The organism is Hyphococcus aureus, assembly GCF_042643165.1.
Lineage (GTDB): Bacteria > Pseudomonadota > Alphaproteobacteria > Caulobacterales > Parvularculaceae > Hyphococcus > Hyphococcus aureus.
On the sequence record NZ_JBHRSH010000001.1, the window covers coordinates 1721072 to 1745739 of the forward strand.

A 24668-nucleotide genomic window follows, 5' to 3' on the forward strand; every position below is an offset into this window, starting at 1 on the left:
CTAACACGGAAAAAAAAGTGGTGAATAGTTATCCACGGGTAAGCGCAGAGGCTTATAGTGCATGCTTGAAATAATTGGCTAAAACCGCGCGATGCGGCAATTTCCGGCTTGGATGTTGCACTGCGGCGCCCTAAGGCACAAACTTGGTCCTCCAGACGGACGACCGGACTAAAAAAGGCAGGCGGAGACCCGATGAAAAACAAGACAAAGTGGGTTTACTCATTTGGCGCCGGAAGCGCGGAAGGCGACGCTTCCATGCGCAACCTTCTGGGCGGAAAAGGCGCGAATCTGGCCGAGATGGCGAGCCTCGGACTCCCTGTTCCGCCAGGCTTTACGATCACCACAGAGGTCTGTTCCGCTTTTTACGAAAATGACCGCAACCATCCGGCGGGGCTTGCCGAGGAAGTCTCTACGGCGCTCGCTAAAGTGGGCGATGCGGTGGGCATGAAATTCGGCGACACGTCAAAGCCGCTGCTCGTTTCAGTGCGCTCGGGCGCGCGCGCCTCGATGCCGGGCATGATGGACACGGTTTTGAATCTCGGCCTCACCGATGAAACGGTGAAAGGGCTCGCGAAACTCTCCGGCGACGAACGTTTCGCCTATGACAGCTATCGCCGCTTTATCCAGATGTATTCGGATGTGGTGCTGGAGGTCGATCACCATTCCTTCGAGGAACAGCTCGAAACCTACAAGGAAGAGCACGACTATTTCCTCGATACGGAAATGACCGCAGATGACTGGAAGTCCGTCATTGATGGCTACAAGAAAGTCGTCGGCGACGAGCTTGGGCGTCCTTTCCCGCAAGACCCGGAAGAACAGCTCTGGGGCGCCATCAACGCCGTCTTCGGGTCCTGGCGCAATGACCGCGCCGACACTTATCGCCGCCTCCACAATATTCCCGAAAGCTGGGGCACGGCCGTCAACGTTCAGGCCATGGTGTTCGGCAATATGGGCGAGACGTCGGCGACTGGTGTTGCGTTTACGCGCGATCCGTCGACGGGCGACAATCATTATTACGGCGAGTTCCTGATCAATGCGCAGGGCGAAGACGTTGTCGCCGGCATCCGCACGCCCCAGGCGCTGACCAAACGCGCGCGCGAAGCCATGAGCGATGACGCTCCCTCCATGGAAGAGGCGATGCCCAAAGCCTATGCGGAGCTGGCTGCGGTTTTCGACAGGCTCGAAAAACATTATCGCGACATGCAGGACATTGAGTTCACGATCCAGAATGAAAAGCTCTGGATGCTGCAAACGCGCAACGGCAAACGCACGGCGAAAGCGGCGCTTAAAATAGCCGTCGATCTGTGTGAAGAAGGATTGCTCACCCAGGAAGAGGCGGTGATGCGCGTTGATCCGCATTCCCTCGATCAGTTGCTTCACCCGTCGCTCGATCCCGATGCGCCGCGCGATCAGGTGCTTTCCGGTCTTCCGGCGTCGCCGGGCGCCGCTGTCGGCGAAGTCGTCTTCAATTCCGACGAGGCTGAACGTCTCGCGCAGGAAGGAAAAGCGGTCATTCTCGTTCGCGTCGAGACGAGCCCCGAAGACATTCACGGCATGCATGCGGCGAAAGGCATTGTCACGGCGCGGGGCGGCATGACGTCTCACGCCGCCGTGGTGGCGCGCGGCATGGGCCGACCCTGCGTTTGCGGCGCGGGCGATTTGAAAATCGACAAGAGCGAGGAGTTTTTCACGGTCGCCGGGCGTCAGGTGAAAAAAGGCGAGACGGTTACGATCGACGGCGCGGCGGGGCGTGTCTATGCCGGCGCCGTGCCGACGGTGCAGCCGGAGCTGTCAGGCGATTTTGGCAAGCTGATGGGCTGGGCCGATGCTGTGCGCCGCATGAAAGTGCGCGCCAATGCGGAAACGCCCCATGATGCGCGTGTGGCGCGTGACTTTGGCGCTGAAGGCATCGGTCTTTGCCGCACCGAACACATGTTCTTTGAAACCGATCGCATCATCGCCGTGCGCGAGATGATCCTCGCCGAAGATAAAAAAGGCCGCGAAGCGGCGCTGGCGAAACTCTTGCCTATGCAGCGTTCGGACTTTGAAGAGCTGTTCCGGGTGATGAGCGGTCTGCCGGTGACGATCCGGCTGTTGGACCCGCCCTTGCACGAATTCCTTCCCCATTCGGATGATGAAATCGAGGAAGTGGCGAAGTCATCGGGCATGGATGCGCAAAAACTGAAAGACCGCGCTCATAAGCTGCATGAGTTCAACCCCATGCTCGGCCATCGCGGCTGCCGTCTCGGCGTTTCCTATCCGGAGATCTATGAGATGCAGGCGCGCGCCATCATGGAAGCCGCCTGTGCGGTCGCCAAAGAAACGGGCGAGAAAGTAACGCCGGAAATCATGATCCCGCTTGTCGCCAAGCGCGAAGAGCTCACCATGCTAAAGGCGCGCGTTGATGCGGTTGCGCTTGCTGTGTTGAAGGAAAACAACACCAAGCTCGATTATCTCGTTGGCACCATGATTGAGTTGCCGCGCGCGGCGCTGACCGCTGACGAGATTGCGAAGGACGCGGAGTTCTTCTCCTTCGGGACAAACGACCTGACACAGACGACGTTTGGCCTGTCGCGCGATGACTCAGCGGCCTTCCTGCCAGACTATTTGCGTCAGGGAATTTTTGAGCGCGATCCGTTTGTCACTCTCGATCCTGACGGCGTCGGCGCGCTGATCAAAATCGCCGCCGAAAAAGGCCGCGCGACCCGGCCTGACATCAAGCTGGGCATCTGCGGGGAGCATGGCGGCGACCCTGATTCGATCCGGTTTGTTGAGGGGGCAGGGCTCGATTATGTGTCCTGTTCGCCATACCGGACGCCAATCGCCCGTCTTGCTGCAGCGCAAGCAAAACTGGAAAAAAGTCAGGGCGGTTCAACCGCCTAAAGGGTTAATATTAACGTGAGCAGAAAAAAGACCCAGATAAAACAATGGGTTGCTTTCTTTCTGTAAGGTTAACAAAGGGTTAACGCGCGGCGAAATCGTTTGTAAAAGCTCTTTGCGGGCGCCATATTCCGCCTTGAAAAGGCGCGCTGCGAAGCGCGTTTTTTGGTTCTTACGAATTGGTAAAGCTTTGCGGCCGAGGCTTTTGAGGTTTCGGCGGGCCTGTCACCGGCAGGCGGCGAATAAGCAGACGGTGCGAATTGAAAGACGGAAGCGAACATCACGGATTTGAGGTCAACTGGACCCTGCGCAGCCTTGCGGCGGCGGGCCTGTTGTCGATTTGCGCCGTGGCGAGCGCCATGAGCGCCACCGTCAATGCAAGCCGGGCGGAAGAAGAACGCAAGGTTCAGGCGGCCATCGCCCAGGAGGCGGAGCTTGTCGCCGACCTCGCGAACTATCTCGCTGCAGAAACCGCCGCCGCGCGCGAAGCGATGGACGGGCCGCGCCTCAAGCCGGCTAAAGCGACCACGGCGATCCTGACGGACGCCGATCCTATCGAGGCGTTGACGTCGTTCGACTTCACGGACCTCACCATCGCCAAGCTCGATGCGGAGGAACGCACCTGTCTCGCTCAGGCTATCTATTACGAAGCCCGGTCCGAACCGCGCATCGGACAGCTTGCTGTCGCCGATGTGGTTCTTAATCGTGTGGCGAGCGCTGTTTATCCGAACACAATTTGCCAGGTGGTGTTTCAGGGATCGGAACGGCGCACGGGATGCCAGTTTTCGTTCAGTTGCGACGGCTCCATGCAGGCGCGTTTGAACAAGCGCAAATGGCAAGAGTCCGAAGATCTCGCCGGGGCAATCCTTGCTGGACTGCGCGCGCCGATCAGCCGGAACGCCACGCACTATCATGCAAACTATGTGACGCCGCACTGGGCGGATTCACTGACGCCGACGGCGACCATCGGCACACATAAATTTTATAAATTCCGAAGCCGCCGCAATCTCGCCGCTGCGCCGGCCGCGATGTAAGCCATCTGTCTAAAGACAGATTTGTTGGCCTTCCGCCGCAATGTTAAAACCGGATTTTTTAACCTCCGCGCGGGCGGGGGAGCTGCGGTTATGCAGCGGATTTGTATGGTTCATATGGATGAAATGAACCTTTTCCTTTTCTTCCGGTGAGAGTGGCTCGAACCGCGCCATGGAGTTACTCACCGTCGGGTGCGGAACTTTGGACATATCGCGTCCCGGCAATTCGTCGCCCGAGAAAAAAGTCGCGTCGAGAAAAGCGTAATCAACGCCTGCGATCATGTCCTCAATTTTGGTTCCTTCGGCGTCCCATTTCTCCCAGCTGTCTATGTCGGGAAGATAAATCGCTGATTTTTCCGGCCCCTGGATGAGAAAGCCGACAACCTCGGAAAATTCCTGGCGATGGGGAACCAGAAACGGCGTGACGGAAATCCCTTCCGCCAATGGTTCTGCTTCACCGCCCTCCATGATGGCGGCGAAAATATTGTGATAGGTCAAAAGCTGCGACCAAGGACCGTTATCGCTAAGAAAGCCCGCCATTCTGGGCATCGCGAAAACCTGAATATTTTGTGCGCCCGCGGCTTCATGGCCGAACATCATCAGGCCGGCATAATGACCAATATGGGCGTGGGTCAAGAATACGCCATTTACAAATGCAGGCTTGTCAGTAGGCGCGGTCTTATTCAGATCGTGCAACTGAAACTTGATGTCCGGCGTTGCATCAAAGAGCCAGCGTTTCGGTTTGTCGTCCCGCCGGTCGATAAGCGCTAGTGAACTTGCGAGCCTGCGCAAAGAAGGATCGTCCCATGCGGGATCGTCCGGATTGCCGATCTGAGGCTTGCCGGCGTCCTGCGCCACGCCGAGCACGAGAAGCGAGACATCGCATTGCAGTTTATTATCGGATGGCGTTTGTCCGCCGCAGGCGGAAAGAACGATGGCGGCGCCGAATGCGAGGGTTTTTCTCATAGAATCGGAGGCTACAGGAAATCCAGCCCCAAATCGAGGTTCGGCGCGGAATGGGTGATCCAGCCTGAGGAGATGACGTCGACGCCAGTCTCTGCAATGGCGCGCACCGTATCGAGGGTGACATTGCCGGAGGCCTCGAGCACGGCCCGGCCCTTATTGATTTCAACGGCGCGTTTCAGGTCGGTGGGCGCCATATTATCAAGCAGGACGACGTCGGCGCCATTGCGCAAGGCTTCTTCCATTTGGTCGATCCCATCCACTTCAATTTCGATCTTGACCATATGCCCGACAGCGGCGCGCGCGGCGCTGAGCGCTTTGGCGATCCCGCCTGAAGCGGCGATATGGTTGTCCTTGATCATCACCGCATCATAAAGCCCGAACCGGTGATTATGTCCGCCGCCACAGCGGACGGCGTGTTTTTCAAACGCTCTGAGGCCCGGCGTCGTTTTTCGGGTGCAGACGATTTTCGCGCTTGTGTGTTTCACGGCGTCAACGAGCGCGGCGGTCGCTGTCGCAATGCCGGAAAGATGCCCTATAAAATTCAGCGCGACGCGCTCAGCCGAAAGAACGCCGCGCGCCGGCCCTTCAATTGAGAGAATGACATCACTTTTTTGAACGCGCGCGCCGTCGTCTTTTTCAATTGTGATTGTGATGGCGGGATCCGTCAGTCGAAAGGCGGCGAGCGCCGCATCGACGCCGGCGATGGCGCCCGGCTTGCGCGCGGCTATCACTGCTTTTGCTTTTGCATCCGCAGGAATGGTTGCAGCGGTGGTGATATCGCCTGCGTCGCCGAAATCCTCTTTCAGGGCGCGCGCGACAGCGTCTTCAACGATCAAAGGCGACAGGCGGTCGATCATGCATGGTCCTCATCGTCATAGATCTGTGTCGCCGCGATTTCCGTGTGAAAGGGTTCGTCGTCCTTGTTCGGGAAATCGCTGCGAAAATGACCGCCGCGGGATTCTTCGCGGGCGAGCGCGCCCTGGGCGATCAGCTCCGCTGTGACGAGCGCGCTTTTGAAACCGCTGGTCATGGCGGGGCTTTCATGCATCTCGTGAATCAGATCGAGGAGATCGGCGAGACCCTCATGATTGCGGATCAGCGCGCAATGCTCCGTCATCGCCTTGCGCAACTGCATCATCTCTTTTGCCGGCGCCGGTCTTGGTGAAAGCTCCATCCGGTCACCGGGCGCGCCGGCGTCTTCAGGCATGTCGATCTCGCTGTCGCGCAACTGGTCGGCAATGCGCGCGCCAAAGACGATCGCTTCGAGCAGGGAGTTGGACGCGAGACGGTTCGCGCCGTGAACGCCGGTGGAGGCGACTTCGCCGACGGCCCAAAGCCCGTCTACGCTGGTCTTGCCGTCAAGATCGGTCTCAACCCCGCCCATATGGTAATGCGCCGCCGGGGCGACAGGCATAAGCTCCGTTCGCGGATCGATCTTGGCGGCTTGGCAAGAAGCAAAGACCGTCGGGAAAGCGTCAGGAAACTTCACGCCGATAGCGTCGCGTGCGTCGAGAAACGCGCCGCGCCCGGCCTTGATTTCCGCTTCTACGGCGCGGGCGACAATGTCGCGCGGCGCGAGATCAGCGTCGCGGTGATAGGTCGACATGAACGGCTTGCCGTCCCTGTTGACGAGCACCGCGCCGTCGCCGCGCAGCGCTTCGGTGGCCAGCGGCGCGGGATCAAGACCGATATCAAGCGCTGTCGGGTGGAACTGCACAAATTCCGGATCGCGGATCATCGCTCCGGCGCGCGCCGCAAAGGCGAGGCCGTGCCCCTGCGCGGGCGTCGGGTTGGTGGTGACCGCGTAGAGCCCGCCGAGCCCGCCAGTGGCCATCACGGTTTCGCCCGCTTCATAGGCTTCGCGTTCGCCAGCGGCGACATCATAAACCAGCGCGCCGCCGACAACGCCGTCATCGTCGATCAAAAGGTCTTCAACGACAATGCGTTCGATGATGGTGATGTGTTCTGCTGTGCGCGCGGCTTTGATCAGCGCAGTCATGATCGCGGCGCCGGCCTGATCGCCAGTGGCGTGCACAATGCGGTCGCGACAATGGGCGGCCTCGCGTCCGAGTTTCATCTTGCCATTTTCATCGCGGTCAAATTCGACGCCAAGCCGCAGCAAGTCCTCAACCGCTTCCGGCCCACCGAGCGCCAGAATATGCGCGGCTTCCGGATCAACGAGGCCCGCGCCCGCCTGCATGGTGTCGGAGAAATGCAGGTTGGGCGTATCGTTCTCACCAACAGCGGCGGCGAGACCGCCTTGCGCCCAGGGCGTCGCGCCGCCCTTGCCCAGCGGGCGGGCCGTGACGATGGTCACGGGACGGGGCGCCAGCTTCAGGGCCGTATAAAGCCCCGCAACGCCCGCGCCGATGATGAGGATGTCGGAGTGCAAGTTATGACGCCCGCGCCTCAAGCGCGAACACTTCCGGCGCGTGCTGATGAGTGTACATGGATTGCCGTTTCAGGGGCAGGGCGATCATCCGCTCGATGGGGCTGCGCGCCTTTTCGATGATCTCAGGATCGATCAGAACCTCATGTTCCATGGTCTGGAGCGAGCGCAGGATCTTCGGCAGGCTAATCATCTTCATATAGGGGCAGAGATTGCAGGGCCGGACGAAATTCACATTCGGGTTTTCCAGCGCCACATTGTCCGACATGGAGCATTCGGTGATCAGGACCACGTTTTTCGGCTGGTTGTCCTTGACGTAATTGCTCATGCCGCTGGTGGAGCCGGCGAAGTCAGCTTCGGCCAGAACATCCGGCGGGCATTCAGGGTGGGCGAGCACTATGACGCCCGGATTGCCTTCGCGGATTTCGCGAATATCTTCGGCCGTGAAACGTTCATGCACTTCGCAGGCGCCGGCCCAGGTGACGATTTTGATGTCGGTCATGGCGGCGACATTGCGCGCGAGATATTGATCGGGGATCAGGATCACCGTGTCCGTGCCGAATTCGGCCGCCGCATATTCAACGACCTCAACGGCGTTGGAGGATGTGCAGCAGATATCGGTTTCGGCTTTGACGTCCGCCGTCGTGTTCACATAGGTGACGACCGGAACGCCCGGATATTTCTGTTTCAACAGCCGCACATCGGCGCCGGTGAGCGATGCGGCGAGGGAGCAGCCTGCTTTCGGGTCGGGGATCAGCACGGTTTTGTCCGGGCAGAGGATTTTCGACGTCTCGGCCATGAAGTGCACGCCCGCCTGGACGATGATGTCCGCATCCGACTTCGCCGCTTCCTTGGCGAGCTGCAGCGAGTCGCCCGCGAAATCGCCGACGCAGTAAAAAATCTCCGGCGTCATGTAGTTGTGCGCCAGGATGACCGCGTTCTTTTCTTTCTTCAGGTCATTAATGGCGGCGATATAGGGGGCCATGGTCCGCCATTCGATCTCAGGGATCAACTTGGCGACGCGCGGATAGAGATGGTCCGTCTTGGCCTTCACCTCGTCGGTGTATGGCAGCGGCGCCGTTTTCAGTTCTGGCCCGGAAGAGTCAGGCATCTTATCGCCTCCCAAAGTAGCCTGTATTACGCCCAGGCAATTATGCTCAACTAGAGCATATATAGGCTGAAAAAATCAGCCCGCAAGGGCTGAAGGGCGGGAGAATAGCGAAAACACCCTAGCGGTCAATCAACCCAGCGATTCAACCCGGTTCCGATAGGGAAAACAGGAAAAATACAAATTAGTTCAGTATATTAGTCCCCGATCGCTTTGTTGCGGGGGATCGCAAGGCCCGCCGCCGCCCGGTCTTTCAGGCCATCCCGGTCAACGCGGAAAAGGGCGGCGGGGCGCCCGCCGGTTTCGCTGCTCATCTCGCCGGTTGCCGCGACAAAACCTGACTTTTCGACGCTGCGGCGGAAATTCTGTTTGTGGAATTCGAAGCCGACAATCGCCTCAACCGTGCGCTGAAGCTGAAGCAAGGTGAAGGCTGCGCCCATCATCTCGAAAATCACCGGACGGTATTTCAGCTTGCCGCGTAAGCGCCCGATGGCGGTGGCGAGGATGCGGCGGTGATCCGAAATCATGGCGATGCCGGTTTCGCCCTTGCCGGGCTCGCCGCCAACCGGCGGCTCCAGCTTTGCAGCGACACGGTCGCGCCACGCCTCAATCACAAGGCCTGCTTCATACATAAGCTCGTAGCGGTCGAGGGTGCGCTCTTCCTCCCAGCCAAAACCGTCGCGGCCGAAAGAAACATTGATGCGCATTTTCCGTCTTTCGCGCGCATCCGCGGTCTTTGCCCGGCCGGTCCAGGCGTCAAGCGCCGGGATGATCCGCTCCCGGAGGATTGAAGGCTCACCGCCGCGCCAGTCCTCCCAGGGGAAAAAAGAATACCAGTCAGACCAGACCGCATCTTCGGTGAGCAGGTCGGCGGGCGACGGAGCGAGGGCGAGATAGCCGACAGAGACGACGCGCTCGCCGGCGCCGCCCGCCAGCGCCGCCGCAGGGGCTTCGCGGCCCTTGTCGCCGAAGGTGTAAAGCTGCTCCACATAGCCGAGCGTCACATGCGTCTGGCGCTCAACCCATTCGCGCACGCCGATTTCAAAGGTGCGGTGGCGTTCGGGATCGAACGGCCCGTAAGGCAAGGCGAGATCGCGGTCCGCGACGCCAGGCGCGCCTCTCACGCACAGGACTTCCGGGCGATCGCCGTCGACCACCGCGATCACCGCGTTAAGGGCGATGGCGACATTGGACACCAGAGGCGGCGAGGGCGGTTTCTTCATGCCCCGTCTATGGGGGATTTACGGTGTGACAGGCAAGGTCACAACAGGCGCGCAGACCGTGGAGCAACAGGGGCACAGGTCGAGAATGGCGCCGACCATGCGGTCCTCGCGGTTCAAAAGCCTGTCGGCTTCGGAGACGAGACGCAAATTCGGGTCCGCATGCGGTGCGGCGGCCCGCAGGCGCGCGGCGATTTTCTCCTCGCACTCGCCGCCCTCTCGCGCGCAGAGAAGAATATAGGCGATCGCCATGGAACGGGCGACACCGCGATGGCAATGGATGAGGATGTCTTCATCGCTGGCCGCCCAGTCCTTCGCGAAGTCGATAATTGCGGGCGCCATCGTCATCTCACACGCCGCCGGGTCGAGCCGTAAATGACGCTCTTTTGGGATCTGCCGAAACGGCTCCGGCACGGCGTCGTCGCTGTCGAGGATGGAAATGACATAGCCCGGCTGATTGCGCGCAAACGCATCTGCGGCGGCGTCGAGAGAGCTGACAATCACTTGGGGCATGTTGCAGGCCGGATATCATTCATAATGGTAAGCAGTACGCCTTTTCTGACGGTAATTCGCCCTCCTTAAATAGGCGTTTCCACAGATGAACAAAATATGCGCTTGCTCACAGGCGCTTGAGGCGCCGCAAATGTGACCGCTCCCCCCTGCAAACAGTAGGTGTTAAGCGGCGACGTGTTGTTTTGCGAGGGTTTCAAAGCGCTTCAGATAGGCTTCCTGCGCCTCCAGCGTGGTCATCGCCCGAAGCGTCAGCGGTGCGACGCCTTTGGGCTCACCGAAGAATTTAAGCGCCTCTTGCGGCTCGAACCCGGCCAGTTGCACCGCTTCGAAATAGGCGGAGGCGCGGTCGCCGCGCTTGATCAGCTTTTCCACCGTGTCAGGCAGATGCGCCGGCAGGCCAAAGCGCAGATGGATCGCCTGCATCAGCCGGCTTTCAATCGCCTTGTAGTGCTCGCCAAGCTGCGCCTTGAAGGGTGAGATCATGTCGCCGATGACGAATTCCGGCGCATCGTGCAGCAGCGCCGCGAGCCGCCATTTCACCGGCCAGCCGGGTTTTAGTTCACCGCAGAAATTTTCGACGATCAGGGAGTGCTGCGCCACATTGAACGGGATCGGCCCCTTGGTCTGGCCGTTCCAGCGGGCGACGCGTGCAAGGCCATGGGCGATGTCCTCGATCTCCACATCCATAGGCGAGGGATCGAGAAGATCGAGACGGCGCCCCGACAGCATGCGTTGCCAGGCGCGCGGCGGCGGCGCCATTGCGGAGGGGGCGGTCCGGGCAGTGAGTTTGGGCGCGGCGGGACGGGACGCCATGTCATTCCTTTCAGGGCGGTCTGATGGGGCGCACCGCCTAGCAAAGCGCTTATGGCCCCGCAAGGGCGCATCGAAAGTCCAAATCCGCGACGAGCCGGGCTAATCCTGCGCCGGAGCGGCTTGAGCTCGCGGCGCATTCATCCGAAGATCACCATCAGTAAAGCGTATCCGAACCAACAAAGAAAAGGCGAGCGGAACGCCCGCTCGAAAGGGGTGCGAAAATGGCAACCGACTATCAGGAAAATTCACGTTCAGGCGGAATGGCTTGGCTCTACGCGCCGGTTATTTTGATCCTGTTTTTGGGCGGCGCCTTGTCTGTGGGCGCATATTTCGCCAGCGATACGCCGCTCACCGTCGCGGAATCGATCGTCGCCGGTTATGGCGGGCTCGCCGCTATCATTGCAGGATTGTTCGTCGCCTTGTTTGGCGTCGTTCTTGGTCTTGTCGGCGCGCTTGTGGGCATTGTCGCCGCGGGCGGCGCTGTTGCGATGACATTGTTCATTATCGGCTCGCCGCTTTTGGCGATTGTCTTGATCTTTATGCTGATGCGCAGATCAAAAGCGGATTGTCCCGATCCGGCGGCCCACCAATAAGATAAAAACCGGCCGTTTTTGTTTCCGGGAGGAAACGCAAAAACGCCCCGCAGCAATGCGGGGCGTTTTTTTATTGGCGGATGGACGGCGCCGTTGCGTGCGAGGGAGCGGCGGCTATTGCTGCGGCTCTTCCTCTTTGGTTTCTTCCTTGGGGGCCGTTTTCTTTTTACCGAAAATCGCGTTCAGGCCCTCATTGATCAGCGTTTCCTCAGGCGTTGCGGCGCTATCTTCTGTTGCGCCGTCTTGTTGCTGATCAGGCTCTTTCTTTTTGCCGCCGATAATGCCTTCGATAATGGCGCGCGCAGGATCTGCTTCCTCGTCGGTAGCGTCGGCGCCCTCTTCACCATCCTCTTTCTTGTTCCGGTTCGAGAGCACGTTTTCAAGCGTGCGCTGAAGGCCGGTGCGCGCGAGCGATTCGGCGTCGATCCCGATGGTCGGTTTTGAAAAAGTCCCGCCAATGCGGACAGGGACCGTCACGGTGCGTCCGCCTTCCTGACCTTCAAGAACTGTTGTTCCCTTGGGAGAAAGGCGCAAGTCGATCTTCTGTTCCGCAAGGTTGATGGTGCCTTGTCCGGACATAGACAGATAAGGCCCGTTCAAGGTGATGGTCGGCGCCGAGACAAGCCCGTTCGTGATGGAGAAATCGGACAGGAATTCCGAAAAGTCCGTCTGTTGCGAGGGCCCGCGCGCTTCGGCGACCGCGCGTTGCAGGGCAGCCGGATTGAAGCCTTCGGTAAACTGGCCGACCGCGCGAACGAGCCCGGCGATGTTGACGCCTTTCAAAGCGCCGTCGGCGAGGTCGAAGCCGCCCGATCCGTCGATGGTGCGCATGATCGCCGCCTGGCTGTCGCCCGTCGCGGCGAAGTTCAGCTTGAACGAGCCGAGCCCCAACAGATTGTCATGCTTCATCAGATCCTTGGAAAAGGGTTGGGCCTGGACGGCGCCGACATCGAAATTGCCGGCGAAAGACGGTGTTGCGCCGCGGGCGTTGACGACGACCCGGCCCGAGCCTTGTCCGCCATACATGGAAAGCTCGGGGATTTCAGCGGTGAGCCGCCCGGCGTCCACCAACAGCTTGATGCGGCTTTCGCCGAATTCAAGATCATTCACATAGACGGCGTCGGTCGAAATATCGAAATCCGCATCGATATTGTTGAGGCTTGCGAAATCCATCTTCGCCTCGGACCAGGCGGGAAACCCTTCCGCGCTGGTCGATGGCGGCGGCATATAGGGACGCAGATCGAGTTTGTCCGTAGACAGAACGCCGCTCGCTTTCGGCCGTGCGCCCGCCCAGTTGAGCATGACGGCGCCTTGCGCGGCGATCTCGTCGAAATTGATCGACGCGTTTTCAAGCCGCAGGGAGGCGTCATTGCCGTCAATATCGCCTTTGACGGAGAGTTTGTCGAAGCCTGGCGCTTCGGCGAGCTCCGTGCCGGCAAGCGCGGCGAAGGCGGGAAGGTCCGGCGCGGAAAGGCTCGCCGGCCCCGAATAATGAACGCCGTCTTTTGTGGTGATCGCAAGGTCGGCGCCGATTTCCGCGTCGCCCACTTTGAGGTCGAGCTTCAGATTGCCCGGCTCCTGATCCATAATGGCCCGAAGGCTCGTCAGCACCATGTCGACCGTCGCGGGCGCGCCCTGAAACTGCATCTCGCCTTTGGCTTCCAGCGGCTCGGTGAGACTTTTCAGGACCACGGTCATGTCGATCTCTTCGGCGACATAGCTCTTGCCGGTCGACAGATCTTCATAGCGGGCGGCGCCGTCAACGATGCGGACATCGCCAAGCTTTAACTCACGCTGCGCGCTGCTGGTTTCGGTTTCGCTCGGAGCCGTCTCCGATTGCGCCAGGTTCCAGTTGACGGCGCCGTCCTGGGCGCGCGTCAGGCGAATGTCCGGGCGCGTCAGGACAAAGCGGTCGATCTCCACGCTGTCCGATAAAAGCGGCAGGAGCTTCACCCCGATATCGGCTTCCTCGACGCGGGCGAGATAATCGCCGGAGAACCCGTCGGCGTTGGCGATGACGAGATCGGTCACGCGAAACGCCGTGCGCGGAAAAATCCGGAAGGAAAGATCGTCGCCGAAACTGACCTCGCGGCCGAGCGCGTTGGAGGCCTGCGTTTCAATCCGGCCCTTAAAGGCCGAGACGGGCACAAGGCCCGGCAGGAACAGGAGGATCGCAAGGGCGAGGGCGACGAGGGCGAGGAGAATGAAAAGAATACGGTTCATGGCGTCTTTCAGCTTGGCTGTTTTCGGGGCCTGCGCGGGCGCGGGAAACACATATACCTAAGACGCGCCGGGCGGGAATGTTCCGTTGCGCTTAGCACTGGAATATGACCCTTGTGTAGCGCCCTCGCTAGGGCGGGGAATCACAATCGCCGGCGCTCAAGGGACTACATGCTGCAAGGGTATAATCCCGGTATATAGCGGGATGGACAAAATTAGAACAAACAATAATAATGTAATAATTTCAATATGATAATTTATGTTGCGAAAAGAGAACAAATAGCGTACAAAGGCCGCCATTGACAGGGGAGGCCCTTGTCAGGCAACGGAGGCGGTGATGATTAAAGGCGGTTTGCGGGTAGTGGAGACGGACGGCATGGACAAGTCGAAGGCGCTGGAATCGGCGATTTCTCAAATCGACAAGGCGTTTGGCAAAGGCTCGCTCATGCGCCTTGGCGACAAGAACATCGTCGACATTGAATCGATTTCCACGGGCTCGCTTGGCCTCGACATCGCGCTGGGAATTGGCGGCTTGCCCAAGGGCCGGGTCGTCGAGATTTACGGGCCGGAAAGCTCCGGCAAAACCACCTTGTCCCTGCATGTGGCCGCGGAAACGCAGAAGGTTGGCGGCACAGCGGCCTTTATCGACGCCGAACATGCGCTGGATCCGGTTTACGCGCAAAAGCTCGGCGTCAATCTTGATGAGCTTTTGATATCGCAGCCTGACACCGGGGAGCAGGCGCTGGAAATCGCCGACACGCTGGTGCGCTCCGGCGCTGTTGATGTGCTGATCATTGACTCGGTTGCTGCGCTCACGCCGCGCGCCGAGCTTGAAGGGGAGATGGGTGACTCGCTTCCTGGGCTTCAGGCGCGCCTGATGAGCCAGGCCTTGCGCAAGCTCACCGGCTCGATCTCCAAATCCAATACGCTGGTGATTTTCATCAACCAGATCCGCATGAAGATCGGCGTGATGTTTGGTTCGCCTGAGACGACCACCGGCGGCAACGCCCTGAAATTCTATTCCTCCGTACGTCTCGACATCCGCCGCATCGGCGCCATCAAGAATCGCGACGAAGTGGTTGGCAACCAGACCCGCGTCAAAGTCGTAAAAAACAAGGTCGCGCCGCCCTTCAAGCAGGTAGAGTTCGATATCATGTATGGCGAAGGCGTCTCAAAGATGGGTGAACTTATCGATCTTGGCGTTAAGGCCAATGTGGTCGAAAAATCGGGCTCCTGGTTTTCCTATAATTCCGAGCGTATCGGTCAGGGCCGCGAAAACGCGAAGCAATTCCTGCGTGAAAATCCGGACATGGCCGCCTCGATTGAGGCTGCGGTTCGCGCCAATGCGGGGCTCGTCGCTGAGGAAATGCTGACCGGCGATAACAAGGATGATGACGACGCGGTTGCTGCGGAGGCTTAACCGGGGACAGAACGTCGTTGCGTGATTTCTGCCGGCCGGCCTCCGTATTGAGAGGTGTGGCCTGCGGAATTGCCTTTTCCTGTCGCCTGCAAAGTTGAACAATGCGGTGTGCAGGATGTGTGACGCCGGACTTATCTTTATTCACGCCTTAACGGGGTAAAACGGGAGAAAGACATGATTGGGTATGTGACTGTCGGAACAAACGACATGGAAAAATCCGCTAAATTTTACGATGCGCTGCTCGCCGAGCTCGGCGCCAAACGCCAGATGGAAGGCGACACCTTCATCGCCTGGGGCGGCGGCGGACCGGGACTTGGCATTATCAAGCCTCATGATGGAAACGCTGCGACGGTCGGCAATGGGACCATGGTCGCGCTCGCCTGCGACAAGCCGGAGACCGTCGACCGGGTCTACAAGAAAGCGATCGAGCTCGGCGCCAAGGACGAGGGTCCGGCCGGCCCACGGGGCGATACATTTTACGCCGGCTATTTCCGCGACCTAGACGGCAACAAGCTCAACGCTTTTTGTATGACGTCCGCCTGAGCTTAAGGGCCGTGGCCCCTTCCGGGGCGGCGGCTTCGGACCGCTCGCCTAGACGGGGCGGGCTCATCAGCTTAAGACCTTTTCCTGCGCCGGCTCCTTCATGGGGGCCGGCGCAGTTTCTATATTGAGATGGCCGTTCCCGCCCGGCGGGCGCGGCCGGACCGGAACGCTGGACAACAAGACAAGACGAGGCAGGCCCCCTCCATGACGTCGCTGAAAGATATCCGCTCTCAGTTTTTGAACTTTTTCGCTGCGCGCGATCATTTCATTGCGCCTTCAGCGCCGCTTGTGCCGCAAAACGATCCGACGCTCATGTTCGTCAACGCCGGCATGGTGCCGTTCAAGAACATTTTCACCGGCGCCGAAACGCGCGACTATTCCCGCGCCGCCTCGTCGCAGAAATGCGTTCGCGCGGGCGGCAAGCACAATGACCTCGACAATGTGGGGTACACCGCGCGTCACCACACATTTTTTGAGATGCTCGGCAACTTTTCGTTCGGCGACTATTTCAAGGAAGAGGCGATCAACGCCGCCTGGACTCTGGTCCACAAGGATTTTGGGCTGCTGGCCGATCGGCTGACGGTCACCGTCTATCACACTGATGATGAGGCGTTTGATCTCTGGCGCAAGATTTCCGGTTTGCCGGAACACAAGATCATCCGCATTCCGACGAATGATAATTTCTGGGCTATGGGAGACACCGGCCCCTGCGGGCCGTGCTCGGAGATTTTCTACGATCATGGCGATCACATTCCGGGCGGTCCTCCGGGCTCGCCGGATGAGGACGGCGACCGTTTTGTCGAGATCTGGAATCTCGTCTTCATGCAGTTCGAAAAACTCAGCGACGGCAAACAGGTCGATCTGCCTAAACCGTCTATCGATACCGGCATGGGGCTGGAGCGCATCGCCGCCGTCTTGCAGGGCGTTCACGACAATTACGACATTGATTTGTTCCGCACCCTGATTGCGGCGTCTGTCGATCTGACAGGCCGCAAGGCGGAAGGCGAGGACAAGCCGGCGCATCGCGTGATCGCCGACCATCTGCGGGCGACCAGTTTTCTGATCGCCGACGGCGTTGGCCCTTCCAATGAGGGCCGGGGTTATGTGCTACGCCGGATTATGCGCCGCGCCATGCGATACGCCCATAGCCTTGGCGCACGCGACCCGCTGCTCGCACGCCTGGCGCCGGTGCTGGTGCGGGAGATGGGCGGCGCCTTTCCGGAATTGCAGCGCGCTGAGCCGCTGATTGTGGAAACCCTTCGCAGTGAAGAAGAAAAATTCCGCAGCCTGCTCGAACGAGGGCTGAAACTTTTGGAGGAAGAAACCGCGAATCTGGGCGAGGGCGCCGCGCTTCCCGGTGAGGCGGCCTTCAAGCTCTATGACACTTACGGTTTTCCCCTCGATCTGACGCAGGATGCGCTTCGCCGCGAAGGCCGAAGCGTTGACGTCGAAGGCTTCGACAAGGCGATGGCTGCGCAAAAAGCCGCCGCGCGCGCCGCCTGGGCGGGATCGGGCGACGCCGCTGATGAAAGCGTCTGGTTCGATCTTCGCTCCGAAAATGGCGCAACCGAATTTCTCGGTTACATTCACGAGGAAGCTGAAGGCGTTATTCAGGCGATCGTTTCCGGCGGCGAGATCGTCGATGAAGCGACCAAAGGCGATGCGGTCGAAATCATCGTCAATCAAACCCCATTTTACGCCGAATCCGGCGGGCAGGTGGGCGACGCCGGGCGCATAACGACCGATAGCGGCGCCGTCATCGTGATTGAAGACGTCAAGAAACGCGCTGGCGCGCTTCACGGCCATATCGGCAAGGTGGAAAAGGGGGCGATTAAAAAAGGCGAAGCCGTGCATCTTGCGATTGATGTTGCGCGCCGCAACCGCATTCGCGCCAACCATTCAGTGACCCATCTGGCGCATGCGGCCCTGCGCGATGTGCTTGGACCGCATGTGGCCCAGAAAGGCTCGCTTGTCGCGCCGGAGCGTATGCGTTTTGACATCACTAATCCGAAGGCGATCAGCGCCAAGGAAATCGCCGAGGTTGAGGCGCGCGTTAACGCGGTCATTCGCCAGAATACGCCAGTTGAAACTCGCGTCATGTCCTATGATGACGCGGTTGAATCAGGCGCGATCGCGCTTTTTGGTGAAAAATACGATGATGACGTCCGTGTGCTGACCATGGGCCGGGCGCTTGAGGGCGGCGATAAACCCTATTCCGTGGAGCTTTGCGGCGGGACCCATGTGCGCCGGATTGGCGACATTGCGCTTTTCAAAATTGTCGGAGAGAGCGCGGTTTCGGCGGGTGTGCGCCGGATTGAGGCGCTGACCGGTGAGGCGGCGCGGGCGTATCTCGAAGGCCAGGCTGCGCTGGCGCGTCAGGCGTCCGACGCTCTCAAGACGACGCCGGATGAATTGCCTGCGCGCATCGAAGCGCTGGTGGCCGAACGCAAAAAGCTTGAGCGCGAACTCGCTGCGGCGAAAAAGCAATTGGCTCTTGGCGGCGGCGCGGGGGCGGCGGCCGAAGAGGAGGTCGCTGAGATTGGCGGCGTCAAGTTTCTCGGGCGTGTTCTTGATGGCGTCGCCGCGAAGGATCTTCGCGGGCTCGTCGATCAGGCGAAACAGAAAATTGGCTCAGGCGTGGCCGCTTTTGTCGGCGTCAATGACGGCAAGGCGGCGCTGGCTGTCGGCGTCACCGACGATCTGAAGGACCGGCTTTCCGCCGTCGATCTCGTGCGCGCCGGCGCCGAGGCCATGGGCGGTAAGGGCGGCGGCGGGCGCCCGGATATGGCGCAGGCCGGCGGACCGGACGGCGCCCTTGCGGGCGACGCCATTAAAGCGATTGAAAAGGCGCTGAGCGCTTAGAGCTCTATTTAATCGCGGATGTGAACATCGCCACCGGACGATTTGTCGATATTGGTGTTTTTCGGTGCGCCATAAACGGTGATATCGCCGCCGCTTGACGCATCGGCAACAAGGCTTTCAGACGCGTAGAGCGTAAGGTCGGCGCCGGAAGAAACATCCGCGACCGCATTCTCGCATTGCAGACCTTCCGCATTGAGATCGGCGCCGCTGCTGCCGTCGGCTTTAATTGTCGCGCATGTGCCGCGCAGGCTTGCATCTGCGCCACTCGACACAGAGGCGCTGAACTCGCCGGCGTCGATGCCGGTTGCCGTTACGTCCGAGCCGCTGGAGGCGTCGACGCCGTTAAGCTCGGGCATGTTGACGTAAACCACCACTTTCCATTTGCGGCCGGGTGAAAAGAATGACCGGTCTCGCACGCGTCCGATTTCGAGAACATCGCCATCACGCTCGATACGCAGGCGCTCCAGCGCCTCGGGCTCGCCTTCCGCGCGGACCGAATAAGCCCCGCCAACTCTCACCTCAACATCAACGCCAGCGGAGGCGTCGATAACGGAAAAACCTGAAAAATCGTAAGTTTGTGTTTCAGCATGGGCGAACGCCAGAGCGCTTAATGCAGCCGCGCTGGCCGCCATGATAAAGGTGACAGGTTTCGACATTTGATTTCCCTTCTTTTTTGAACGGCGTTTTCACGCTCTTATTCGTTTTGTGTGGTCGCGGATCAGTCCCGCGTCGCCGTCACCGGCGTCTTGATCTTGATGCGCCCGCCTGAAGAGCGGTCAATATTGACGCGCTCGGGCGTTCCGAACACCGCCATATGACCGCCGCTGGACGCGTCGCCCACAAGCGCTTTCAGGACGGTGACCTCGCCATGGCCGCCGCTTGAGACATCGACATTCGCGCTGCTGCAGATCAGGGCGCGCGCATCGAGATTGGCGCCGCTGGAAATGTCTACCGTGCAATCATCGCTGCGCCCGGAGATGACAGCGAAGGAGCCGCTTGAAAGGTCAGCGTTGAAACGGCGTGAATCGATATCTTCCAGGGTCGAATGCGATCCGGAGGAGGCGTCGAGCGCTTTGATCTCCGGTGTTGTCACGAAAACCGTGTAGTCGGCTTTTTTCTGATGCCAGCGCAAACGGTTCCACTCGCGGCTGAGATAGAGAACGCCGCTTTTCACCTCGATTTCGAAATCGCTGTAATCGCCTTCCTCCGTTTCAACCGCGATTGACTGTTTGCCCCCCGCTTTGGCGACGAGTTTCAGGCCGGCCGAAATATCGATGCTGTCAAAAGCGGCGAGGTCATAGCTCCGGGTCTCCGCGGCGGCAGGCAGGCTCAGCGCACAGGCGGCGATTCCGGAGAGGAAAAAAGGTCTCAACATAGGTCAGCTCCTAAGGGTCTACGCAACGCCCCAAGGCCTTCATGCTGCCATGAGGGGGCCGGGAATGCGAGCCGAATGCGCCCAACTGCCCCAAATCTGCGAGGAAGGGCGGAAAAGGTTGATTTCTTTAGCCTTATTCAGCCGGGGAAAAAGGGTAAATCACGGCCAAACGGAGGCCAGGCCCTTGTCCCAGACCGCTCTCGCCGCGTTCTATTTCTCCACCCAGCGCGGCGACCAGGCTGTCGATGATCCGCCGCCCAAGGCCGCCATGGGGGTTGGCGGGCCCGTCACTCAGACCGACGCCATCATCCTCCACGATTAGCACACACTGTTCGGCGCTGGGGTCATGATCAAAGGTGACTCGAATGAACCCGCTTTCCCGGCCCGAGAATGCGTATTTCGCCGCATTGGTGACCATCTCGGAAACGAGAACGCCGATCGTGACAGCGTCCCGTGAGGGAATGTTGAAATTTCCGACATCGGTTGTGATGTTGATATTCTGTTCGAAATTCAGGTTGGTTTTGAGATCGGCGACAATTTGTTCGATGAAATGACGGGACGCGACGACTTCATGGTTTGTATTCATCGCGAGCCGGCGTTGTGTGGCGGCGATGGAGAGAACCCGCCCACGCGCAGCGCGTAAGGTGGATTTGGCTTCTTCGCCGCCCACCTGATTCGCCTGGAGAGAGAGAAAAGACGCTACGAGCTGCAGACTGTTGCCGACGCGGTGATGAAGGTCGCGCAACAGGGATTCAACGCGCAGATTTTCCTCTTCCAGGGAGATTTTCGCTTCTTCAAGTTCTTTTGTCCGTTCAGCGACATGTTGCTCAAGTTCGGTGTTAAGCTCCAAAATCTCGGTGGTTCGAACTGTCTGCAAACGGTTTTGTTCGCGCAACATGGCGAGCTGCAAGAGGAGCAAGCCTGAAATAATGGCGAGCGATCCAAGGATGATCTGTCCGACCAGCCGATCGGTTCTGTTTTGCTCCACCCGGCGCGTTTGTAGCAGCGTTTGTTCCTCCTGGATTAATATCGATATCATGTCGTTGAACTGGGCTAGGAGGGCGTCGACATTGCTTCGTCGGACAAGCGTTTCCCGGTCTTCGCCGTCGCCCGCCGCTACGTTTTTAACCGCCCGCATGAGGGAATCGGTAATGTTTTTCGCCTGAATGTCGATATTGTCGAGGCGAAGCTGTTGCGCGGGGTTGTCGCGCGTCAGCTCCCGTATTGTCTGGCGGGCTTCTTCATAATCCGACAGCGCGGTTTCATAATCGGTCAAATATTGTTCATCGCGCGTGATCAGGTAAGCGCGCTCGCCGATGACGGCGCCCTGAATGCTGCTTTGATATTTCAGCGCTTCGGTGATGATGGTGATTGTGTGCGTGACAAGAGCATCGGCGCGTGTGCTTGCCTGATTTACAAAAAATGCAGCGGCCGCCGCCGCAAAAAGCACCAGCAGACCCATACCGACGGAAACAAAAGCGATGAGACCGCGTTGCCGCCGCGTCAACGTCATTGCAGGCGAATTCCGAAAGGATCACAGGCGGGGCGTCGCCGAAAAGAGAGAGGGTTAAGGTTGCGCATGGGTAGGGTGACTTATTTTATGATTCCGGCCCGCGGCATGGACAGTCCATGCACAATAGCTGCGCGAAGGGCGCGTTCCTCAAAGGGTTTCGTCAGGATAAAGGTGGGATCATAGTCACTGCCGCTCAAGACATCATCAGGGTAAGCGGTCAGGAAAATCGCAATCACCGGAAGCTCCGATGTGATGTCGCGCACGGCGTCAAGACCGGTCCGGCCTGCGCCGAGATCATAATCCGCCATCACCACATCTGGTTTATGCTGATGCGCCAGGCGGACCGCATCTTCGGCGTTGCGCGCCGTTGCAACGACATCAAGGCCGATCATTTCCAGCGTCGCAGCGACCTCAAGCGCAATCACCGGTTCATCTTCGACAACAAGGGCTGCGCCTGAAATCTGCGTCGCCGCGATAAGTTTGCGTTCTTCCGCAAGCATGCGTTTCGCTTCATCGGAATCGATATCCAGAAGCGCCGCCGCCTTGCTGCTGTCGATCCCGATCACGTCAACAAGAAGGACAAGCTGACGCGGCGGCTCCGCAGTGAAGGGACGGGCAGCGAGCACGGACCGATTCGAAAAGGCAACGCCGCTCTCCGCCGGGGCGCTGCGCCAAGCGTCATAGAAGGCGCGGAACACAGCGACTTGCCGTTCGCGATCGGAAAGACCTTCCAGTGAGGCGTAGTCGAAGTTGCTGAGGGCTGCTGCTGCAATTTCGTCCCCCAGAAACTGGTCGGAGGTGACGGCCCGCGCAAACTGGCGAACAAAGCGAAGGTCTTTTTCAAACGGCGTCAATCTGGACATTGGGTACTCGGCCGGGATTTTTTAACTCTGCGCGTATGGGTTGGCATCTAGTAACGCCTCTGCGCTGGAAAAGTTCCCGTCCAGCAATGGGACTCCCGGACCTTAAGCCCCCATCGCCTTGCGGAAGTTTTCATCAACTTTTTCAAGGAATCCGGAGGTTGTCAGCCATTTCTGCTCGGCGCCGATGAGGAGGGCGAGATCCTTGGTCATATAGCCGGATTCAACGGTCTTGATCACGGTCTGTTCAAGGGTCTTGGCGAAGTTGATGAGCGCTTCATTGTTGTCGAGCTTGCCGCGATGGGCGAGGCCGCGCGTCCAGGCGTAGATCGAGGCGATGGAGTTGGTCGAGGTTTCCTCGCCGCGTTCATGGGCGCGGAAGTGGCGGGTGACTGTGCCGTGAGCCGCTTCGGCTTCCACGGTTTTCCCGTCTGGCGTCATCAGCACGGAGGTCATCAGGCCGAGCGAGCCATATCCTTGGGCCACTGTGTCGGATTGCACATCGCCATCATAGTTCTTGCACGCCCAGACATAACCGCCGGACCATTTCAGGCAGGCCGCCACCATGTCGTCGATCAGGCGGTGCTCATAGGTAAGGCCGTGCTCGGCGAATTTCTCTTTGAACTCGGCCTCATACATGTCGGCGAAAATGTCTTTGAAACGGCCGTCATATTTTTTGAGAATGGTGTTCTTGGTCGACAGATACAGCGGATATTTGCGCTGAAGGGCGTAGTTGAAGCACGCGCGTGCAAAATCCGTGATCGAATCATCGAGATTGTACATGCCCATATAGATGCCGGCTGAAGGCGCGTCGAAAACTTCCTGTTCCTGAACTTCGCCGTTCTCGCCTTCCCATTTCATGGTCAGCTTGCCCTTGCCGGGGAACAGCATGTCGGACGCCCGGTACTGGTCGCCGAAAGCGTGGCGGCCGATGATTACCGGCTGGGTCCAGCCCGGAACGAGGCGCGGCACGTTGCGCATGATAATCGGCTCGCGAAAGACGACGCCGCCGAGAATGTTGCGGATCGTGCCGTTGGGCGAGCGCCACATTTTCTTGAGGCCGAATTCCTCAACGCGCGCTTCGTCAGGCGTGATGGTCGCGCATTTGACCGCCACCCCGTATTTTTTCGTGGCTTCCGCCGCATCCACGGTGATCTGGTCGTCGGTCGCGTCGCGGCTTTCCATACCAAGGTCGAAATATTTCAGGTCGACATCAAGATAGGGGTGGATGAGCTTGTCCTTGATCATCTGCCAGATGATCCGGGTCATCTCGTCCCCGTCCATTTCAACGACTGGATTATCGACTTTGATTTTTTGCATGGAATTTCCTACCGGACTGCTTGGGCGTGCTTGGACGGCATGCCCGCTGGAGACTAATCTGTGATGGGTGTTGCGGGGCTCTTAGCATCGTGCAGGGGCCGATGAAAAGAGGCAGCCCGGAACCTAATGGCCGCTGAAGAGATATCGAGCATATGAAGAAGAAACCGGACGATGCGCAGTCTGCGCCGGGGCGGGCTCCCACGATTGAGCGAATCGCCCGGCGGGATGGACGCGGCGACCTGAAAGCCGCGCCTATTTTCGTCCTGGTTGAGCCGCAAATGGGCGAAAATATCGGCGCCGCGGCCCGGGCCATGCTCAATTTCGGGCTTTCGGGCCTGAGGCTGGTCAATCCGAGAGATGGCTGGCCCAATGAAAAGGCCGGGGCCATGGCCGCAGGCGCCTCCATCGTCATTGACCGCGCGGAGGTGTTCGAGACCACGCGGCAGGCCCTGGCCGACTGCCATTATGTGCTCGCGACCACGGCGCGACCGCGGGAAGTCCTGCTGCCGGTGTTAGACCCGACCGAGGCTGCTCAGGAGCTTCGGCGGCGGGTTGAACGCGGTGAGCGCTGCGCTGTGATGTTTGGCGGCGAACGCTCCGGTCTTGCCAATGACGATGTGATGCGCGCCGACGCTATCGTGTCGATTCCGGTCAATCCGGCTTTCGCCTCGCTCAATTTAGGACAGGCGGCGATGATTGTCGCCTATGAATGGGCGCGGGCCCAGGGGCAAACGGCGCTGGCGTCAGAGCTCTACGAGCATGAACCGGCGATCAGGGAAAATTTCGAGCGGTTGTTCGATCATCTGGTCACTGAACTTGACGCCGCCGGCTACTTCCTCGTTCCGGAAAAGCGGATTGCGTTTACCCGCAATATAAAAGCGGCGCTGTTGAGGGCTGGGCTGACCGAAGCGGAGGTGCGGACCTTGCGCGGCGTCATCAAGGCGCTGGTGGGCGGTCGCCGCGGCGGCGATGACAGTCGGCGGTGACCTGAATTTTCATGGCGGGTCCGCGCTGGACAGAAGCGCCTGCGCCAGCAAAAATT

20 protein-coding genes are annotated in these 24668 nt (G+C 59.4%); 7 read left to right on the forward strand and 13 right to left on the reverse strand.

Annotated features, from left to right (window positions below; genetic code table 11):
• The first annotated feature begins 192 nt into the window (after window positions 1-192).
• Both ppdK and ACFOOP_RS08465 read left to right on the forward strand, forming a co-directional pair.
• Entirely contained in the window at window positions 193-2883 is a 2691-nt protein-coding gene (ppdK, locus tag ACFOOP_RS08460; protein WP_379880473.1) for a pyruvate, phosphate dikinase, read from the forward strand.
• Window positions 2884-3140: 257 nt separating this feature from the next.
• Window positions 3141-3914 (forward strand): cell wall hydrolase, encoded by a 774-nt coding sequence (locus tag ACFOOP_RS08465; protein WP_379880474.1) that lies wholly within the window; start codon window positions 3141-3143, stop codon window positions 3912-3914.
• Window positions 3915-3923: 9 nt separating this feature from the next.
• Here the strand turns inward: ACFOOP_RS08465 and ACFOOP_RS08470 are convergent, their stop codons facing one another.
• The 7 genes from ACFOOP_RS08470 to ACFOOP_RS08500 all read right to left on the reverse strand — a co-directional run bounded on the left by ACFOOP_RS08470 (window position 3924) and on the right by ACFOOP_RS08500 (window position 10866).
• On the reverse strand, window positions 3924-4877 hold the full coding sequence (locus ACFOOP_RS08470; protein ID WP_379880475.1) for an MBL fold metallo-hydrolase: 954 nt from the start codon (window positions 4875-4877) through the stop codon (window positions 3924-3926).
• A gap of 11 nt (window positions 4878-4888) precedes the next feature.
• Window positions 4889-5734, reverse strand: a complete 846-nt coding sequence (nadC, locus tag ACFOOP_RS08475) for a carboxylating nicotinate-nucleotide diphosphorylase (protein ID WP_379880476.1) — start codon at window positions 5732-5734, stop codon at window positions 4889-4891.
• A complete protein-coding gene (locus tag ACFOOP_RS08480) occupies window positions 5731-7269 on the reverse strand; it encodes an L-aspartate oxidase (RefSeq protein WP_379880477.1) in 1539 nt (512 codons plus the stop codon). The genes nadC and ACFOOP_RS08480 overlap by 4 nt, the downstream gene beginning before the upstream one ends.
• A gap of 1 nt (window position 7270) precedes the next feature.
• Window positions 7271-8377: a quinolinate synthase NadA gene (gene nadA / locus ACFOOP_RS08485; protein ID WP_379880478.1), complete on the reverse strand. Its 1107-nt coding sequence runs from the start codon at window positions 8375-8377 to the stop codon at window positions 7271-7273.
• 194 nt (window positions 8378-8571) lie between these two features.
• The gene (locus ACFOOP_RS08490) at window positions 8572-9597 is read right to left on the reverse strand and encodes an NUDIX hydrolase (RefSeq protein ID WP_379880479.1); all 1026 of its coding nucleotides are present in this window, start codon (window positions 9595-9597) and stop codon (window positions 8572-8574) included.
• 18 nt (window positions 9598-9615) lie between these two features.
• Window positions 9616-10107 (reverse strand): tyrosine phosphatase family protein, encoded by a 492-nt coding sequence (locus ACFOOP_RS08495; protein WP_379880480.1) that lies wholly within the window; start codon window positions 10105-10107, stop codon window positions 9616-9618.
• A 162-nt stretch (window positions 10108-10269) separates the two neighbouring features.
• Window positions 10270-10866, reverse strand: a complete 597-nt coding sequence (locus tag ACFOOP_RS08500; RefSeq protein WP_379881539.1) for a YfbR-like 5'-deoxynucleotidase — start codon at window positions 10864-10866, stop codon at window positions 10270-10272.
• Between the two features lie 275 nt (window positions 10867-11141).
• On the opposite strand from ACFOOP_RS08500, the gene ACFOOP_RS08505 reads away from it, so the two are divergent.
• Complete coding sequence (locus ACFOOP_RS08505; RefSeq protein ID WP_379880481.1) at window positions 11142-11513, forward strand: hypothetical protein; 372 nt, start codon at window positions 11142-11144, stop codon at window positions 11511-11513.
• Between the two features lie 114 nt (window positions 11514-11627).
• Here the strand turns inward: ACFOOP_RS08505 and ACFOOP_RS08510 are convergent, their stop codons facing one another.
• Window positions 11628-13787, reverse strand: coding sequence for an AsmA family protein (locus tag ACFOOP_RS08510; protein ID WP_452176986.1), 2160 nt, complete (start codon window positions 13785-13787; stop codon window positions 11628-11630).
• Between the two features lie 283 nt (window positions 13788-14070).
• Here ACFOOP_RS08510 and recA point away from each other — a divergent pair, with 283 nt between their 5' ends.
• From recA to alaS, 3 genes are all read left to right on the forward strand, one after another.
• Window positions 14071-15153, forward strand: a complete 1083-nt coding sequence (gene recA / locus ACFOOP_RS08515) for a recombinase RecA (protein WP_379880484.1) — start codon at window positions 14071-14073, stop codon at window positions 15151-15153.
• Between the two features lie 174 nt (window positions 15154-15327).
• Entirely contained in the window at window positions 15328-15696 is a 369-nt protein-coding gene (locus ACFOOP_RS08520) for a VOC family protein (RefSeq protein ID WP_379880485.1), read from the forward strand.
• Window positions 15697-15900: 204 nt separating this feature from the next.
• Window positions 15901-18558 (forward strand): alanine--tRNA ligase, encoded by a 2658-nt coding sequence (alaS, locus tag ACFOOP_RS08525; RefSeq protein ID WP_379880486.1) that lies wholly within the window; start codon window positions 15901-15903, stop codon window positions 18556-18558.
• A gap of 8 nt (window positions 18559-18566) precedes the next feature.
• Here alaS and ACFOOP_RS08530 read toward each other — a convergent pair whose 3' ends face one another.
• The 5 genes from ACFOOP_RS08530 to ACFOOP_RS08550 form a co-directional block, all read right to left on the reverse strand.
• Window positions 18567-19214, reverse strand: a complete 648-nt coding sequence (locus ACFOOP_RS08530) for a head GIN domain-containing protein (RefSeq protein WP_379880487.1) — start codon at window positions 19212-19214, stop codon at window positions 18567-18569.
• 62 nt (window positions 19215-19276) lie between these two features.
• Window positions 19277-19933, reverse strand: a complete 657-nt coding sequence (locus ACFOOP_RS08535; RefSeq protein WP_379880488.1) for a GIN domain-containing protein — start codon at window positions 19931-19933, stop codon at window positions 19277-19279.
• A 133-nt stretch (window positions 19934-20066) separates the two neighbouring features.
• Complete coding sequence (locus tag ACFOOP_RS08540; RefSeq protein WP_379880489.1) at window positions 20067-21446, reverse strand: sensor histidine kinase; 1380 nt, start codon at window positions 21444-21446, stop codon at window positions 20067-20069.
• An 80-nt stretch (window positions 21447-21526) separates the two neighbouring features.
• Window positions 21527-22309, reverse strand: a complete 783-nt coding sequence (locus tag ACFOOP_RS08545) for a response regulator (RefSeq protein WP_379880490.1) — start codon at window positions 22307-22309, stop codon at window positions 21527-21529.
• Between the two features lie 102 nt (window positions 22310-22411).
• Window positions 22412-23626 (reverse strand): NADP-dependent isocitrate dehydrogenase, encoded by a 1215-nt coding sequence (locus ACFOOP_RS08550; RefSeq protein WP_379880491.1) that lies wholly within the window; start codon window positions 23624-23626, stop codon window positions 22412-22414.
• Window positions 23627-23778: 152 nt separating this feature from the next.
• On the opposite strand from ACFOOP_RS08550, the gene ACFOOP_RS08555 reads away from it, so the two are divergent.
• On the forward strand, window positions 23779-24612 hold the full coding sequence (locus ACFOOP_RS08555) for an RNA methyltransferase (RefSeq protein WP_379880492.1): 834 nt from the start codon (window positions 23779-23781) through the stop codon (window positions 24610-24612).
• Window positions 24613-24668 lie beyond the last annotated feature (56 nt).

Coding starts and splice junctions, on each gene's coding strand:
- ppdK (WP_379880473.1), top strand. CDS start 193: ATGAAAAACAAGACAAAGTGGGTTTACTCATTTGGCGCCGGAAGCGCG.
- ACFOOP_RS08470 (WP_379880475.1), bottom strand. CDS start 4,877: ATGAGAAAAACCCTCGCATTCGGCGCCGCCATCGTTCTTTCCGCCTGC.
- nadC (WP_379880476.1), bottom strand. CDS start 5,734: ATGATCGACCGCCTGTCGCCTTTGATCGTTGAAGACGCTGTCGCGCGC.
- nadA (WP_379880478.1), bottom strand. CDS start 8,377: ATGCCTGACTCTTCCGGGCCAGAACTGAAAACGGCGCCGCTGCCATAC.
- ACFOOP_RS08490 (WP_379880479.1), bottom strand. CDS start 9,597: ATGAAGAAACCGCCCTCGCCGCCTCTGGTGTCCAATGTCGCCATCGCC.
- ACFOOP_RS08495 (WP_379880480.1), bottom strand. CDS start 10,107: ATGCCCCAAGTGATTGTCAGCTCTCTCGACGCCGCCGCAGATGCGTTT.
- ACFOOP_RS08500 (WP_379881539.1), bottom strand. CDS start 10,866: ATGGCGCCGCCGCCGCGCGCCTGGCAACGCATGCTGTCGGGGCGCCGT.
- ACFOOP_RS08505 (WP_379880481.1), top strand. CDS start 11,142: ATGGCAACCGACTATCAGGAAAATTCACGTTCAGGCGGAATGGCTTGG.
- recA (WP_379880484.1), top strand. CDS start 14,071: ATGATTAAAGGCGGTTTGCGGGTAGTGGAGACGGACGGCATGGACAAG.
- ACFOOP_RS08520 (WP_379880485.1), top strand. CDS start 15,328: ATGATTGGGTATGTGACTGTCGGAACAAACGACATGGAAAAATCCGCT.
- alaS (WP_379880486.1), top strand. CDS start 15,901: ATGACGTCGCTGAAAGATATCCGCTCTCAGTTTTTGAACTTTTTCGCT.
- ACFOOP_RS08530 (WP_379880487.1), bottom strand. CDS start 19,214: ATGTCGAAACCTGTCACCTTTATCATGGCGGCCAGCGCGGCTGCATTA.
- ACFOOP_RS08535 (WP_379880488.1), bottom strand. CDS start 19,933: ATGTTGAGACCTTTTTTCCTCTCCGGAATCGCCGCCTGTGCGCTGAGC.
- ACFOOP_RS08540 (WP_379880489.1), bottom strand. CDS start 21,446: ATGACGTTGACGCGGCGGCAACGCGGTCTCATCGCTTTTGTTTCCGTC.
- ACFOOP_RS08545 (WP_379880490.1), bottom strand. CDS start 22,309: ATGTCCAGATTGACGCCGTTTGAAAAAGACCTTCGCTTTGTTCGCCAG.
- ACFOOP_RS08550 (WP_379880491.1), bottom strand. CDS start 23,626: ATGCAAAAAATCAAAGTCGATAATCCAGTCGTTGAAATGGACGGGGAC.
- ACFOOP_RS08555 (WP_379880492.1), top strand. CDS start 23,779: ATGAAGAAGAAACCGGACGATGCGCAGTCTGCGCCGGGGCGGGCTCCC.